Here is a 14,032-nt window from a genome sequence, read left to right as displayed (position 1 = left end):
TCGCAGATTCTTGTAGGATGAGCCGGAAAGTCTATCTAAACTCCGTCAGCTAGATGTGTAGCTGCTTAACTTACCGAGGGTGGAATCCAGGTTGCAGGATGCGGCTGGGCATCCTGCAATCTCTGCTCTTGAAACCTGCTTTCTCAGAGGATTGTTCACTGTTAATCAAGCGACCAATTCCGAGGGGTGCGGCTTGGTGGCAACCGTTGCCACATCTATAGGAACCCTCTGGGGTTGTAGATTTTGCGCTTTTTCTAAGACCGTGACTTCAATATTGACAGCCACTAAATAAGAACCCGTCTCGTCTCCCACCGCTTCAGCAATCAACGTGGCAAAATCTGGGCGTTCGGCGGTCAGGGGGTCGCGTAAGATGTACTGATCCCAGTCGTACTGAGCATTGGGATTGAGGCTGAGGATATAATGCTTCGTCATGGAGAAAAAACCTTCTACTTACAGGGGTTCAGACGTTAACTGACGGTCAAATCCCACCTCTATTATAGTACATTTGTACTGTCTTATGGGTAAACACCCTAGTTGTTTTCCGACGATTTCACGGGAACAGAGTTATTAGAGTTATTGAACCAAACCTCCTGTTGAGGCATAGGAATCGAAATTCCGGCTTCGTCTAAAGCAACCTTGAGGCGTCGGCGGAACTGTCGGGCGACTTCCCATTGCTTTAACGGCTGAGTCTTAATCCATACCCGAATAATCACGCCCCGACTGCCAAAGTCATCGACCCCTAAAACTTCGGGTTTATCAACAATCTTCTCAGTCCAGAGTTGGTCTTGGCTCATTGTGTCGGCGACTTGACCAATTAATTCCAGCGCCTTATCCACATCCGCATAATAAGCGACCGGAATCGCCAAATCAGCGCGTGACCAATTACTGGATAGATTAGCCACTATTTTAATTTCACTATTGGGGATGGTAATCAATCGCCCCTCTGCGTCGCGTAGCTGAGTAATCCGCAGATTGATATTTTCTACAAGTCCACCCACATCCCCCACGTTGATCACATCGCCAACGGCATACTGGTCTTCCAGAATGATGAAAAAGCCATTGAGTGCATCTTTGATTAAGCTTTGAGAAGCCAAGGACAAGCCCACACCAATAATCCCCGCACCTGCAAGAACTGGGCCAATATCCAAGCCAAGTGTTGAAAGCGCAACCAAGATGGCAACTCCGAACAAAGTTAGAGTAATAATACCTTTACTGACGCCGGAAATCGTGGAAATTCTTAATTGCAGACGCCGATTGGCTTCTGGGGTCAGTAAATGATTCCGAGCCAAGGCAGCGGCGAATTTATCAATGAGAGCATAGCTCAGGCGAATCAGGGCATAGGTACCTATCGCAATTAGTCCGAGGCGCAAGGGAATCTTGAGACTGCGAAGAATCCAAACCTGGAACATTCGCGTATAAGGAAACAGCCCCAAAATAAATAGAATGCCTCCTGCCCAAATGCCGACTTGAACCACCTGGAGTAGGCGATGCTTAACTTCTGTCAGATGCCACTTTTGCTGCCGCTTGAGCTGCGTCTTAATCGGCTGAGTGGGAGATGAATCTGTGGGAGCTATCTCCTGCTTCAATCGCTTTGATCGACCTTGCCATTGGTAAATCGCGAAGCTAGCTATGAGCATGATCACGCCAGTACCCGCCGCGATTCCCCCTCGACGAGCAAGAACTTTTGGTTGCCGTTCCCGCTTTGCCTTTTCTAGGTCTTGTTGCAACTCGGTAACCAAATCTTCAGCTCTCGCTTCAATATTTGCCCCTGTTAGCATGGCATCGCGATCAGTCACGCTCATTAGGCGGACTTGCCTGTCGCCAACAGAGATGTAGATATTGGGGAGATTCCCTTGTTGTTGTTGGCGAACCTTTAATTGAGCCGTATCGTTTTTGAAGTAAATTTCACTGATATTGTTCAATCGCTGCTCAATGTCGTTAATTCGGTCTTGTAACTCAGACTTGGGTGCCGCTACCTCAAATAAGCAGCGTCCATCAAGACGGATACAACCTGAAGCTACCTGATTATCACTGCTTTCCTGTAGTAAGTTAGGGGTGAAACTATTTAAGTCGGGTATGGGGGGAAACTGAGCTTGGGCAGGAGACAAGAACCCACTCGATAGTAGGATTACTCCAGTCGTAAGAAAAAGAATGAATCCCCAGCGAATTACCCGAAATTTTGATCGTATTTTCAACATTTTTGATAGAACACCAATTCGTTAAACACCAGTAAGCCGAGATAGCGTAAGTAATTTACTTAGGTTTATCAGACCTACCGAACTGCGTAACACCCATAAAATGGGCAGGCGAAACGCTGTCTATCTCAACTCGTTGGCAATTCTTTGGTTATAAGAATTGCCTCAAGATACCGCCATGTCGATATCCATGCTTAACTTATCTTTACAAGCTCTGGGATTCCTATGTCTAAAGAGAGAATTGGCACGATTGGCAGGGCTGTGTAGAGAGCCAGCTTTTGTTTTTAAGCCATAACTAGCGGCTTTAAACAGAAGCGACGCCAGCCCTTCAACATTGAACACCGATTAAGGGGAGGGGCTTGTACCAGTTGGCAGATTGTCCACCCCAAAACGCTGGTAACTGCAAAGAATTGGCCTAAAGCTATGGAAAACAGATAGTCATTTGAAAGAAGTTGCATAGTGTAGCCTTTAAAGCCACCCAATGATTTCTACAGTGAAAGTATCAAATCATTGGAGTTAAACAAATGCCAATCATTATCGGTTCTATTCTTTTCGGTGCTTTTGCAATTACCGCCGCCCTTGTTGAAGGAGATTGGCAACCCGAAACCACTAGATTAATCGGTAAAAAACGCAAAAGCCCTAGAGATCAATAATCATTAATAGGAGTCGAAAAATGTTTGAAGCGAAAAATATAGAGGACGATAACACAAACAACTTGGGCGAATCTGTTCCAGATCCAGCAGCCCTTACGAGAGAGGAAGTGGCAGATCTGATCCGCCTCGCTGAAACCCACGGTATATCGGGTACAGCCCAACTTCAACTGATATTACGGGTGAAAAACCTGAAAAAGCAAGCTTACGCTAAATTGCCAAAAAATTGAAGAGTGTTCTTAGAATCCCAGTTTTCGGTATCATCTCATTCGCTATGATCGCCTTGTGTGGGTCTAGAGGGGTGAGTTTGGGGCATCGGGAACGTGCAGCAAAGTAATGTTTTGGTAACTGAGCCGCAGTCAATTAGAGTGATAAAGGTTAATCTAGTTAGACGTTTGTTGTGTTAGACAATCCAATTATATGACTGCAACTTCCACTCAGCCTAAGCACGAGGTGAGAGACCTTTCCCTGGCTCCCCTAGGCAAACAACGGATCGAATGGGCGGGACGGGAAATGCCAGTACTGCGGCAAATTCGCGATCGCTTTGCTCAAGAGAAGCCGTTTGCAGGCATTCGGTTAGTCGCCTGCTGTCACGTTACGACAGAAACCGCTCACTTGGCGATCGCTCTTCAAGCCGGTGGTGCTGATGCTGTCCTGATTGCCAGTAATCCCCTCTCCACCCAGGATGATGTCGCCGCTTGTTTGGTGGCTGATTACGGCATTCCCGTCTATGCCATGAAAGGCGAAGACGCCGAAACTTACACTCGCCACGTTCAAATTGCCCTCGACCACAAACCCAACATCATCATTGATGACGGGAGTGATGTTGTTGCTACATTGATTCAGGAACGCCAACATCAAATTGCCGATATCATTGGCACCACAGAAGAAACCACCACAGGCATTGTCCGTCTGCGTGCCATGTTCAAAGACGGTGTTCTGACGTTTCCGGCGATGAACGTTAACGACGCCGACACCAAGCACTTCTTTGACAACCGTTATGGTACCGGTCAATCCACCCTGGATGGCATTATCCGCGCCACCAACGTGTTGTTAGCGGGTAAAACCATTGTGGTTGCGGGTTACGGCTGGTGTGGCAAAGGCGTTGCGCTCCGGGCACGGGGATTAGGAGCCAATGTGATTGTCACCGAAATTGACCCCACCAAAGCGATCGAAGCCGTCATGGATGGTTTCCGCGTGATGCCGATGGATGAAGCCGCACCTCACGGGGATTTGTTTGTCACCGTTACGGGGAATAAGCACGTCATTCGCTCCGAACATTTCGACTTGATGAAAGATGGGGCAATGGTGTGTAACTCCGGTCACTTTGATATTGAAATTGACCTCAAGTCTCTGGGGGCTAAAGCCACAGAAGTCAAAGATGTTCGACCGTTCACCCAGCAATATCTACTCGTGAACGGTAAATCCATTATCGTTTTAGGCGAAGGACGTTTGGTGAACCTGGCAGCCGCAGAAGGGCATCCCAGTGCTGTCATGGATATGAGTTTTGCCAACCAGGCGATGGCTTGCGAATACTTGGTGAAAAACAAGGGTAAGTTAGAACCGGGACTTCACTCGATTCCGGTGGAAGTCGATAAAGAAATCGCACGGCTGAAGTTGCAAGCGATGGGCATCATGATTGATAGCTTAACCGCAGAGCAAACTGAGTACATTAACTCTTGGACTTCCGGAACTTAGTGCAAGTCAAGAGAAGTTTTGATCCGTCTCGGTATCAATCAATGGGAGAGGCAGATCTTTTAACGGATCGATGATTTCTGCCCCGCTGATCTAGTCTAGTAAGTTAGGGTGGGTGAAGCTCACCCTAATATTTTTCATTTTCCCTGGAAACTGAGTCACTCTGGGTGTATTCAATCTTGCTTATTCAGCATTTTCTATCTTCGATATGAAGCTTTGAGCGACTAATGGAAATTCTTTACAAAGTTGTGATGAAAATTCAATCTGTCTAGGCTCTATTTTTCAAAAAACCTGCTAGAGTTGAGCAAGTTTTGCGATTTGGAGCAGAATCTAAACAGAGCAATTTCAGGCTGAGATAGTTAGGGGAAGGGGCGAAGCATTTGGTGAGGAAATCTTCTTAATTATTAATTTATAGCTTATCGCCCAAATGCTGACGCTCGTTCCTCGCTACCGTTACGCTAACGCCCCTACAGATGTACTCTATTTACCTGCAATCTGCTGTATAACTGGGTGATCGCTTACAGCTTTATGGGTGTTCTAACTCTAGGATTTGCAACTCTTAAAGTTTTCTAAGTGTAATGGATCGACTTTCTGTAGAATTACATTACTATTTTTTCGGGGAAGAACGACCCACCCAAGTGACTCTAGCGGATGTGCTAAAAATTGGCAAAGAGCGGATATTTGGGTTGATATTTGCCTTACTCGGCTTGATTTTAGTTTTACCCTTTGCCGTGCCTGGTCGGGGTATCTTTGTGGGATTTATCATCTTGGTTGGGTCGGTTCAGCTCGCTGTCGGTGCCAAAAGCCCTTGGATGCCGAAAACATTAATCAACAAACCGATCGCTCTGAAGACCGTTCAAGGCGTTATGAAGTCGGGAATTCTCTGGCTGAGGCGAATTGAGATGTTTTCTCGTCCCCGCCTTCTCTATATTTTCAGCAGTTTCATGGGTCGCTTAGTGGCGGGAATTGCCCTCGCGCTTGTGGCAATTTTCCTGATGATTGGGCTACCTGGACTGCACACTTTAGCCGGTGTTGGCCTGTTGATGACCGGGTTGGGTTTATTGGTGGACGATGGTGCAATTTTTCTCACAGGTGTGGCGGTTTGTATATTTGCTGACCTGATCGGTGTCTCTAGTGCGATCGCCCTTTTGATCGAAGGTTCTAGTGTTCTCGGCTGTCCCTCAACCTGATTGAGCCGTGGCAGGATTGTTACGCTAACTAAAACACGATTGACTCATTTAAAGAATACTCGGATTGACTAGCTTGAGTTTTCTAAGGGTGCTAATTTTAGGATTTAAAGTATCACAGTTCTCTAAGTGTAATGGCTAAACTCTCCGTAGAATTACAGCGCTATTTTTTTGAGGAAGAACGCCCCGCCAAAGTCACATTGACAGAAATTCTGCAACTAGCGGGGGAACGGGTTTTTGGTTTCTTATTCGTGATTCTTGCGTTGCCTTCGGCTTTACCAGTGCCTGCACCTGGTTATTCCACCCCGTTTGGATTTGTGCTTTTTCTCTTGGCCTTGCAGTTGATTAGTGGGCATAAACTCCCCTGGCTACCTGCAAAGATTAGCAATCACCCAATGGAACTCAATCAAGTGCAGGGGGTGATCAAGGCGGGACTCCCGTGGTTGCGGCGGATTGAAATGATCACCCGCCCCCGTCTGAGTTATATTTGCACGAGTTTGCCTGGGCGGGTAACAATGGGAATTGCGATCGCGCTGATGGGCATTTCGATGATGATTCCCATCCCTGGTACAAATACCCTACCGGCTATGGGCATTTTTGTTACAGGCTTTGGATTAATTGAAGATGACGGCGCAATCAGTTTGGGAGGGTTAGTGCTTTGCCTGATGGGAGGTATTCTTAGCGCCTCAATCCTGATAGCGCTGTTGATAGGTGGTACAAGTCTATTAGATCTGATCAAAGGTTGGCTTCGCTAAAAGTATTCAAGCTTTGAATCCAAATAACACATTACCTAATACCCAGCACCCACCTATGCAGGAATGGATACTTAAAACGATGGATTCCCTTGGTTACTTGGGAATTGGGCTACTGATGTTCGCGGAAAATCTATTTCCTCCTATCCCTTCGGAATTAATCATGCCCTTGGCAGGATTTACCGCATCAAAGGGCAATATGAACTTCACGCTTGCAGTTTTGGCGGGAGTCGTCGGCACTATCCTAGGAGCGTTGCCTTGGTACTACGCAGGTAAAATCGTGGGTGAGGAACGCTTGAAGGATTTAGCTGACAAGTACGGTAAATGGATTACAGTATCCAGCCAGGATATTGATAAGGCAACGCGATGGTTTAATCGGTACGGCAACAAAGCTGTGTTATTGGGTCGTCTTGTGCCAGGAATTCGTACCTTAATCTCGCTCCCAGCAGGTCTTAGTGAGATGCCCTTAGCGCCCTTTCTCATCTACTCAACACTTGGCACTACTGCATGGGTGATGCTACTAACGTTCTTGGGCTTCAAGCTGGGTGAAAACTATGAGCTTGTAGACGAGTATCTTGCCCCAGTTTCTAAAATCGTGCTGGTTTTTCTGATTGTGGCATTTATCGCTTGGGTTGTGATCAAAAAGCGAAAGAAACAAGATAGAAAGCGACACTAAAATAAAAAAGATTGAGTGATTAAATCTTAACTAAAGATGCCTTCAAACTAAAAACATCTGCTTCTATACCAGTACTGAAACAAAACACAAACCAACAAAAAAGACTGAAGGATGAAGGTTCATGGAGCCAGTTTTTTAGGCTTTATCCTCTATTCTTCAGCCCTCATTCCTGATAGACATCAACTTTCATAAGGAGGCAATTTGGGTCCTATCTTAGCCTGAACATTGACATCTCTTACACCCCTAATCTCCCTAGCTAAGGGTTCAATTTTCTCTAACTCCTGTTGCGTTTGAACGTACCCGACTACGGTGATTACACCTTCATTAGCCTGAACCGTTAACTGAGACCTGGGAATGTTAACTTCTAACTTACTACGCACTTCGCTTTGCAAGTTTTGATCCGATCGTTCCCCATCACCTTGCCTGAACGTATTGTACCGTTGCTCCCGTGCCCGAATGTCTGAATTCGCTTGCGCCCTTCGGATTGGGCTAGTTGAGTCACTTGTGTTTCTTAAAACCTTGTCCAAGCCAGGAGCTTCACCCACCGTATTAACGGAACGGGGAGCCGTAGGATTGGTTCTAGCGACATTCTCGCAAGCCGCAACACTCAAACCGAGAATACTCGTCAGTAGTAATGTTGTTAATTTTTTCATTTTTTTCTTCCTCCTTGACGTTAAACAATGAGAGGCTTTGATGACAACTCAATGTTCAACGTTTGAATATAACCCCCTCAAATTTCAGTTGCGATCATAGTTTTGATAAATGCTCTGTCTAAAAGTCCGAACATGCGGGTCTTCCACAGCAGCAATGGGTAAATTAGTATCTGTTTGAGCGAGTTCTGGAGCCTTATAAATCCCCCATTCCTCTATCCCCCAATGTTTAAGCACAGAGGTTGCATAACGGATTTGGTCATCAGTACCTTCTACGATTACCAAATAATCGCCACGTAACAGCCTTTGTTTGTAAACTTTGGCTTGTTTTTTAGGAATGCCTAAACCAATCAGTGCGCCCACTATTCCACCGCTCAATAAACCAATCCCACCGCCAGCCAAAGTTGTAGCGACGGCAGTACTCAGGGCATCTGCTAACATGATTGGCCCAATCAGAGGAATCGCTAACGCACCAATCCCAACCAGTACTCCAGTGATCAGTCCAATCACAGTACCAGTAACGGCACCACTGGCGGCACCATCACCTGCTCGATTGCCAACCTCAGCTCTATTATTGACTCCCCTAATGGGTTTCTCCTCTAATTGTCTAGCAATCACAGAAACTCTGTGCAGGGGAAAATTAGACTGTTTGAGTTCTTGGAGCGCTTCGTTTACCGCTTCACGGCTGGTAAAGATACCGACAGCGCGTTTATGTTGATGTAAAACCATTTTTCTCTCCTTCTACAGCTACGGATGAATGAGCTTGCAGAAATATTCTTTCTTTCTTATAAGTAAATCTTATGAAAAACGGACGAATAATTCGTCAATCAATAGGTATAGTTTCAGCCTCTATCGATAGATAGGTTATACCAAGTTACATTCATACGTAGTAATACATTCATTTTCTCCTCATCTCTCGCCAGGAACGTCTGGGCGTCTGTTTCAACTACTAGGTTTAAACGCAACTGCGTATGAGGAGTAAGGAGTGAGGAGTGAGGAGTGAGAGGTGAAGATTCAATTCAAAACTCTAGTGAACAAGATGGGAGGCAAGCCAAAGGATGGGAAACGAAAACTTCGCCCCACAGCCAATTTATTACGACTGAACCCTTAGAAAAAAGCGGCGAAATCGGTGAGCACAAGGCTTGGGATGCTGTCCGTGACGCCTTTGCCCAGAGGGAATGTCTCGGTTACTGGCGCTATCCCATCTTTTCTAAAGTTGGGAAGTTTCGCAAAGAACCCGATATTTTAATTGCCGACTCCGAACTCGGTCTAATTATCATTGAAATCAAATCTGTCACCATTGACCAAATTTTGGCGATCGCAGGTCATCGCTGGGAGTTCCAAAACTACTACACCATCAGTAGCAACCCTTACGAGCAAGCAGAAAATCAACTATTTACCTTGTTGGGATATTGCGATCGCGAACCGTTCCTCCGCCGTAAAGTAAGTGGACGCGCCCTTGTTTGCCTGCCTCTGATTACCGAAGACCAATGGTACGATAGCGGCTTTTACCAACTCCCTAGTTGCCCACCGATTATTTTCCAAAATCATCTGCGTCCTTTGCCATCTGTCTGCGGTTCCCTACCCCAGCAACTCCGGCAAATAACTCCGATTATCAAAGGTTCTACTCTCAGTGACAAACAGTGGCAATTGCTGCAAGCGGTTATTAGTGGTACTCCTGTCTTCCGCACACGGGTAGGGCGTCAGGCATTCGTATCCCTACAACAATCTGGAAAAACCCGTGGTAGTGTCATGGCTGAAGTACGGCAACGCCTATCAGAATTCGACTTACAACAAGAACACATCGGCAAAGAAATTCCCCCAGGCCCCCAGCGGATTCGGGGGATTGCCGGTTCCGGAAAAACCGTGCTGCTGTGCCAAAAAGCCGCTCACATGCACCTGAAGCATCCCGATTGGGATATCGCCCTTGTCTTTTTCAGCCGCAGCCTGTACCATCCCATCATTGCTCAGGTCAATAAGTGGCTCTTGCGCTTTAGTGGGGGTGAGGTGGAATATGAGCCAAAAAATCGGAAATTACAGGTGCTTCACGCTTGGGGAGCGAAAAATCAACCTGGTCTCTATAGTACGCTTTGCCGAGCGGCTGGAGTGAAGCGTCTAACAGTGGAAGATACCCAAAGTAATCGACCGAATGAAGCGTTAGCTGAGGTATGCACACAGTTATTGCACAATACGGTCGTCCCTACGCTATATGATGCCATCTTAATTGATGAAGGTCAAGACTTAATTGTGGATGACCCTCTGAAGTTTCAGGGCAAGCAACCGTTTTATTGGATGGCGTATCAAGCGTTGCGACCCGTTGACTCGGCACAGCCAGAACAACGACGGTTAATCTGGGGATACGACGAAGCGCAAAGCCTGGAAAGCTTGAAGATTCCCAATGCGAGTGAGTTATTTGGGGAAGACTTGGGGCATTTGGTGACGGGACAGTATAGCGGTGGGATTAGAAAGAGTGAAATCATGCATCGTTGCTACCGTACTCCTGGCCCGATTCTTACCGCAGCACATGGGATTGGCATGGGGTTGCTGCGTTATGGGGGGATGCTGACGGGGATTACTCGTGCGGAGGATTGGCGTGCGATCGGGTATGAGGTGACGGGGCGTTTTATTCCGGGTGAGCAAGTTACCTTGAGTCGCCCACCGGAAAACTCTCCCAATCTCGTGCCGGAACTTTGGGAAGGGTCGGTGTTGGAGTTTGTGGCATATCGATCGCGCCAAGAAGAACTATCTGCCTTGGCACAAAATATTCTCTACAATCTCCGCCATGATGGACTTAAACCCAGTCGGGAGATTCTAGTCATCGTTTTAGGTTCGGGTTTCGAGGCGATGAAGCTGGAAACAACGGTTGCAGAGTTCTTGATATCCCAAGGTATCGATATTTACATTCCCAGTACCCCAGATTGCAATATCCTGCAAACCGACAAAGAACAGCGCAACCCCAACAAGTTCTGGTGTGAAGGTGGGGTTACAGTGTCTCGCATCCACCGCGCTAAGGGGAATGAGGCGGAGATGGTGTATGTGGTGGGTTTGGATAATGTGGCGAAGGATGAAAGTAATCTCCAATTGCGGAATCAGTTATTTGTGGCATTAACCAGGGCAAAAGGTTGGGTGAAGTTGAGTGGGATAGGTTCTTATCCGATGTATGAGGAGATGTGGCGGGTGATGCGGAGTGGGGATACGTTCACGTTTACCTTCCGGCGTCCTCCACAGCGAGAGATTGGGGTTACGGATACGAGTGAATTGCTGAAGCGATATGACACTGGGGGGAGAAATTTTCAGAATGCAGATTTGACAGGGGCGCAGTTGGCGGGGGCAGATTTGAGGAATGCGAATTTAATTGGCGCGATTCTCAGGAATGCTGATTTGAGAAATGCCCAGTTGGATGGGGCAAAGTTGGTGATTGCGGATTTGTGTGGGGCGGATTTGAGGAATGCCAATTTGCGGAAGGCGAAATTGGTAGGGGCAATTTTGAGGGATGCGCGGTTGAGTGGGGCGGATTTGAGTTGGGGGAAATTGGGGAATGCAGATTTGAGGAATGCTCAATTAGTTGGGGCGAAGTTGGTGGGGGTAAAGTTGAGTGGTGCTGATTTGAGTGGGGCGGATTTAACGGGTGCGAATCTGGAGGCAGTGGATTTGAGTGATGTGAATTTGACTGGGGCGACGATGCCGGATGGGAGTGTTGGGGAGTAAAATTGCTTATTAATTGGCTCATTGTTCTCTCAGATGAATTTCGGGGAATACTCTTTAGTAGACTTCTTTCAATTGATTTAGTTAACTATGGAAGGCAACTCGTTTACCGCAGTCTCAGAGAATTTCTTGAAAATTATTGGTGAAGTTCACAGTGCCAAGATAGTTATTCCTGTAGGATTTCAGCGTTCATTTGTTTGTAGCCGTGATGACATTGAGCAATTACTGACATCAATTCTTTATGGATATTTTATCGGTACTTTTTTGATTCTTGAAACTCCTGCCAACAAACCGATGTTTCCCTTTGAACCTGTGGAGGGGCTAAAAAAAGTTAACAGTCAAGCAAATCCCAAAAATCATACAACTGTACGCCTTGTACTAGATGGTCAACAGAGAATTACTTCATTGTTCTATGCGCTTTATGAGCCTGATATCCCGCTACGTGGCTCTAAAAATCCTTATCGATTCTACTTACGTCTTGACGAAGCTTTAAATGGCGCTATTGATGATTCTGTTGTTGGAGTGTCAACAGGGGATGCCAAACGCAAGGGAGAGTTAGAGCAGCTCGTTTATATGCATAAAGCACTGCGTTTCTCATCTTTATTAGACACTAACACCTTTAATGAATGGCTCTACACACAACAAAATATCTGGAATAATGAGCAGCGTAAATTAATCCTAACTTTTCAACAACGTCTAACAAGCTTCCAAGTGCCAGTCGTTGACCTCTCAGAAGAGACAGATTGGCAAAACATAGTCAACATCTTTGATCGAATTAATCGAACAGGCGTTAAGTTATCACTTTTTGATCTTATTGGAGCAAGACTTTATCTAAAAGATGTGCGGCTAAGAAAACTATGGGAAACTTTTGAGAAAGCTCATAAAGACGTAATTCCTGCAATAAAGCCTGAATTTTTACTTCGTGCAATTGCACTTCAAAAGGGTAAAGAACCTCGCAAACGTAACTTGCTTGACGTTATTAATGAATTAGAAGGTGAAGCATTTAACTCACTTTGGAATGAAGCAACTGAGTCTATTGTTCAAGCTCATAAACGAATTACCAATCATTATGGTGCCTTTGAGAAAAAATGGATTCCCTATCCTAGACTAATAATACCTCTAGCTTGCTTGCTAGATAAACTCAAAAGAAAATCAGCAGGAGAAGAAGATTATCGAAAACTAGATTGTTGGTATTGGGGTAGTATTTTTAGTCAGCGTTACGACCAGGGGGTGGACACCAAAAGTTATCAGGATGTACGGGATATAGGAAACTGGATTAATAGGGAAGAAAAACCAGAATGGCTTAAGAAGTTATCGACTCAAGATTTAAATTTAGATATTGGCGAACCCCAATCAGCTATCTATCTAGGAATTATGAATTTAGTGGCTAGTAGAGGAGCTAACGATTTTCTAAATGGGCAATCTGCTAAACTTCATCAATGCGAAGATGATCATATCTTCCCAGACTCCGTCTATCGAGAAAAATATGGAAATCAAGTAGATGTCATATTCAACCGGACACTTATCTGGGAAAAAACCAATAACCGCAAGAGAAAGAAATTACCATCCGAATTTTTTAGTGATTGTCTGAGTAAGCATGGTAATGATGAGGCTAGGTTACTTGACACATTGAATAGTCACCTGATCTCTAAGGAAGCTTATAATGCTCTTAAGGAGAATAACTTTGAAAAATTCATTTCAGAGCGTCGTAAGATGTTAAACCAGGCAATTAAGAATTTGTTTATACAAACAACTGAAGATGAGGTGAACACTACAGGAGAAGTTCGTGTTCTAGAGGATACCCAAATAGAACTAGGAACTTTATTTGATAACCAACAAACTGCCAGCACTTCAATAAAGAATACACCATTGATTAGTCCCTGTACTACTAATCAACTAGCTGAGATTTTTGAGATTCATCGTGACACAATCGCTAGAAAAAGATTGAACAAAAATTTTACTGATTGGAGTAAAAAATATGATCCAGAAGGTATTGGCTGGACATACTCAGAAGAAACTCAGTTTTTTTACAGGCAGGATGAGTAAGAAGTACGTTGTTGATATATGTAACATTTAGAGGAGGCAGTTAGTCGCTCCCTAACTAGCCTTCATTTTAATTTGAGCCATCCAAGCCGCAGTCCCGAACACACCAGCCAAAAGAGCAGGAACACTAAAATCTGCATCCAGCTTTTCCCAGTGCAACCCGTCACCAGATGGAGTAACCTCAACCTCAGCTAAATCTTCAGGGGAAGCACCTGCCAAGCCTTGCGCTAATTCTGGAGGAAAACTGAACGTCGCTCCACTCTTTAAATTGATAATAATGCGATCTGCGCTTCGCAGCAGCGCTTCGCTATCGCTACTCTGGTCATAGTATGCTGACTCAGCTCTGGGTTCGACAGCATTGGCAATTGTTGCTGCTTCTCTTGCTTTTGCGATCTTTGAAAACATGAACATGAAGGGGCAAGCGATCGTTAAAATAGATGCGGACAGCAAAGCCATCCTTCCTGAGTACAGTTGGCATA

Annotated in this window: 13 protein-coding genes; 8 read left to right on the top strand and 5 right to left on the bottom strand. The window is 45.5% G+C overall.

Annotation, left to right across the window (positions count from 1 at the left end; all coding sequences use genetic code 11):
- Positions 1-165: 165 nt before the first annotated feature.
- Positions 166-432 (bottom strand): hypothetical protein, encoded by a 267-nt coding sequence (locus MIC7113_RS23840; protein WP_015184760.1) that lies wholly within the window; start codon positions 430-432, stop codon positions 166-168.
- 98 nt (positions 433-530) lie between these two features.
- The gene (locus tag MIC7113_RS23835) at positions 531-2,198 is read right to left on the bottom strand and encodes a mechanosensitive ion channel family protein (RefSeq protein WP_015184759.1); all 1,668 of its coding nucleotides are present in this window, start codon (positions 2,196-2,198) and stop codon (positions 531-533) included.
- A gap of 521 nt (positions 2,199-2,719) precedes the next feature.
- Between MIC7113_RS23835 and MIC7113_RS38750 the strand changes: the two genes are divergently transcribed.
- The 6 genes from MIC7113_RS38750 to MIC7113_RS23810 all read left to right on the top strand — a co-directional run bounded on the left by MIC7113_RS38750 (position 2,720) and on the right by MIC7113_RS23810 (position 7,155).
- Entirely contained in the window at positions 2,720-2,848 is a 129-nt protein-coding gene (locus MIC7113_RS38750) for a hypothetical protein (protein ID WP_015184758.1), read from the top strand.
- 20 nt (positions 2,849-2,868) lie between these two features.
- Entirely contained in the window at positions 2,869-3,075 is a 207-nt protein-coding gene (locus tag MIC7113_RS23830; RefSeq protein ID WP_015184757.1) for a hypothetical protein, read from the top strand.
- Positions 3,076-3,265: 190 nt separating this feature from the next.
- Positions 3,266-4,543, top strand: a complete 1,278-nt coding sequence (gene ahcY / locus MIC7113_RS23825; protein ID WP_015184756.1) for an adenosylhomocysteinase — start codon at positions 3,266-3,268, stop codon at positions 4,541-4,543.
- 575 nt (positions 4,544-5,118) lie between these two features.
- The gene (locus MIC7113_RS23820; RefSeq protein WP_015184755.1) at positions 5,119-5,730 is read left to right on the top strand and encodes an exopolysaccharide biosynthesis protein; all 612 of its coding nucleotides are present in this window, start codon (positions 5,119-5,121) and stop codon (positions 5,728-5,730) included.
- A gap of 131 nt (positions 5,731-5,861) precedes the next feature.
- A complete protein-coding gene (locus tag MIC7113_RS23815; protein WP_015184754.1) occupies positions 5,862-6,482 on the top strand; it encodes an exopolysaccharide biosynthesis protein in 621 nt (206 codons plus the stop codon).
- Between the two features lie 55 nt (positions 6,483-6,537).
- Complete coding sequence (locus MIC7113_RS23810; RefSeq protein WP_015184753.1) at positions 6,538-7,155, top strand: DedA family protein; 618 nt, start codon at positions 6,538-6,540, stop codon at positions 7,153-7,155.
- 179 nt (positions 7,156-7,334) lie between these two features.
- Here the strand turns inward: MIC7113_RS23810 and MIC7113_RS23805 are convergent, their stop codons facing one another.
- Positions 7,335-7,808, bottom strand: a complete 474-nt coding sequence (locus MIC7113_RS23805) for a BON domain-containing protein (protein ID WP_015184752.1) — start codon at positions 7,806-7,808, stop codon at positions 7,335-7,337.
- A gap of 84 nt (positions 7,809-7,892) precedes the next feature.
- Positions 7,893-8,534 (bottom strand): general stress protein, encoded by a 642-nt coding sequence (locus tag MIC7113_RS23800; protein WP_015184751.1) that lies wholly within the window; start codon positions 8,532-8,534, stop codon positions 7,893-7,895.
- Between the two features lie 270 nt (positions 8,535-8,804).
- Between MIC7113_RS23800 and MIC7113_RS23795 the strand changes: the two genes are divergently transcribed.
- Both MIC7113_RS23795 and MIC7113_RS23790 read left to right on the top strand, forming a co-directional pair.
- A complete protein-coding gene (locus tag MIC7113_RS23795) occupies positions 8,805-11,513 on the top strand; it encodes a pentapeptide repeat-containing protein (RefSeq protein WP_015184750.1) in 2,709 nt (902 codons plus the stop codon).
- Between the two features lie 87 nt (positions 11,514-11,600).
- A complete protein-coding gene (locus MIC7113_RS23790) occupies positions 11,601-13,556 on the top strand; it encodes a GmrSD restriction endonuclease domain-containing protein (protein ID WP_015184749.1) in 1,956 nt (651 codons plus the stop codon).
- A 51-nt stretch (positions 13,557-13,607) separates the two neighbouring features.
- Here MIC7113_RS23790 and MIC7113_RS23785 read toward each other — a convergent pair whose 3' ends face one another.
- Complete coding sequence (locus MIC7113_RS23785; protein ID WP_015184748.1) at positions 13,608-14,009, bottom strand: DUF2442 domain-containing protein; 402 nt, start codon at positions 14,007-14,009, stop codon at positions 13,608-13,610.
- Between the last annotated feature and the right edge of the window lie 23 nt (positions 14,010-14,032).

It is taken from the genome of Allocoleopsis franciscana PCC 7113, from assembly GCF_000317515.1.
In the GTDB taxonomy this organism is placed as follows: domain Bacteria; phylum Cyanobacteriota; class Cyanobacteriia; order Cyanobacteriales; family Coleofasciculaceae; genus Allocoleopsis; species Allocoleopsis franciscana.
The sequence above is the reverse complement of the archived record's forward strand: the minus strand, read 5'-3'. Positions and strand labels throughout refer to the sequence as shown.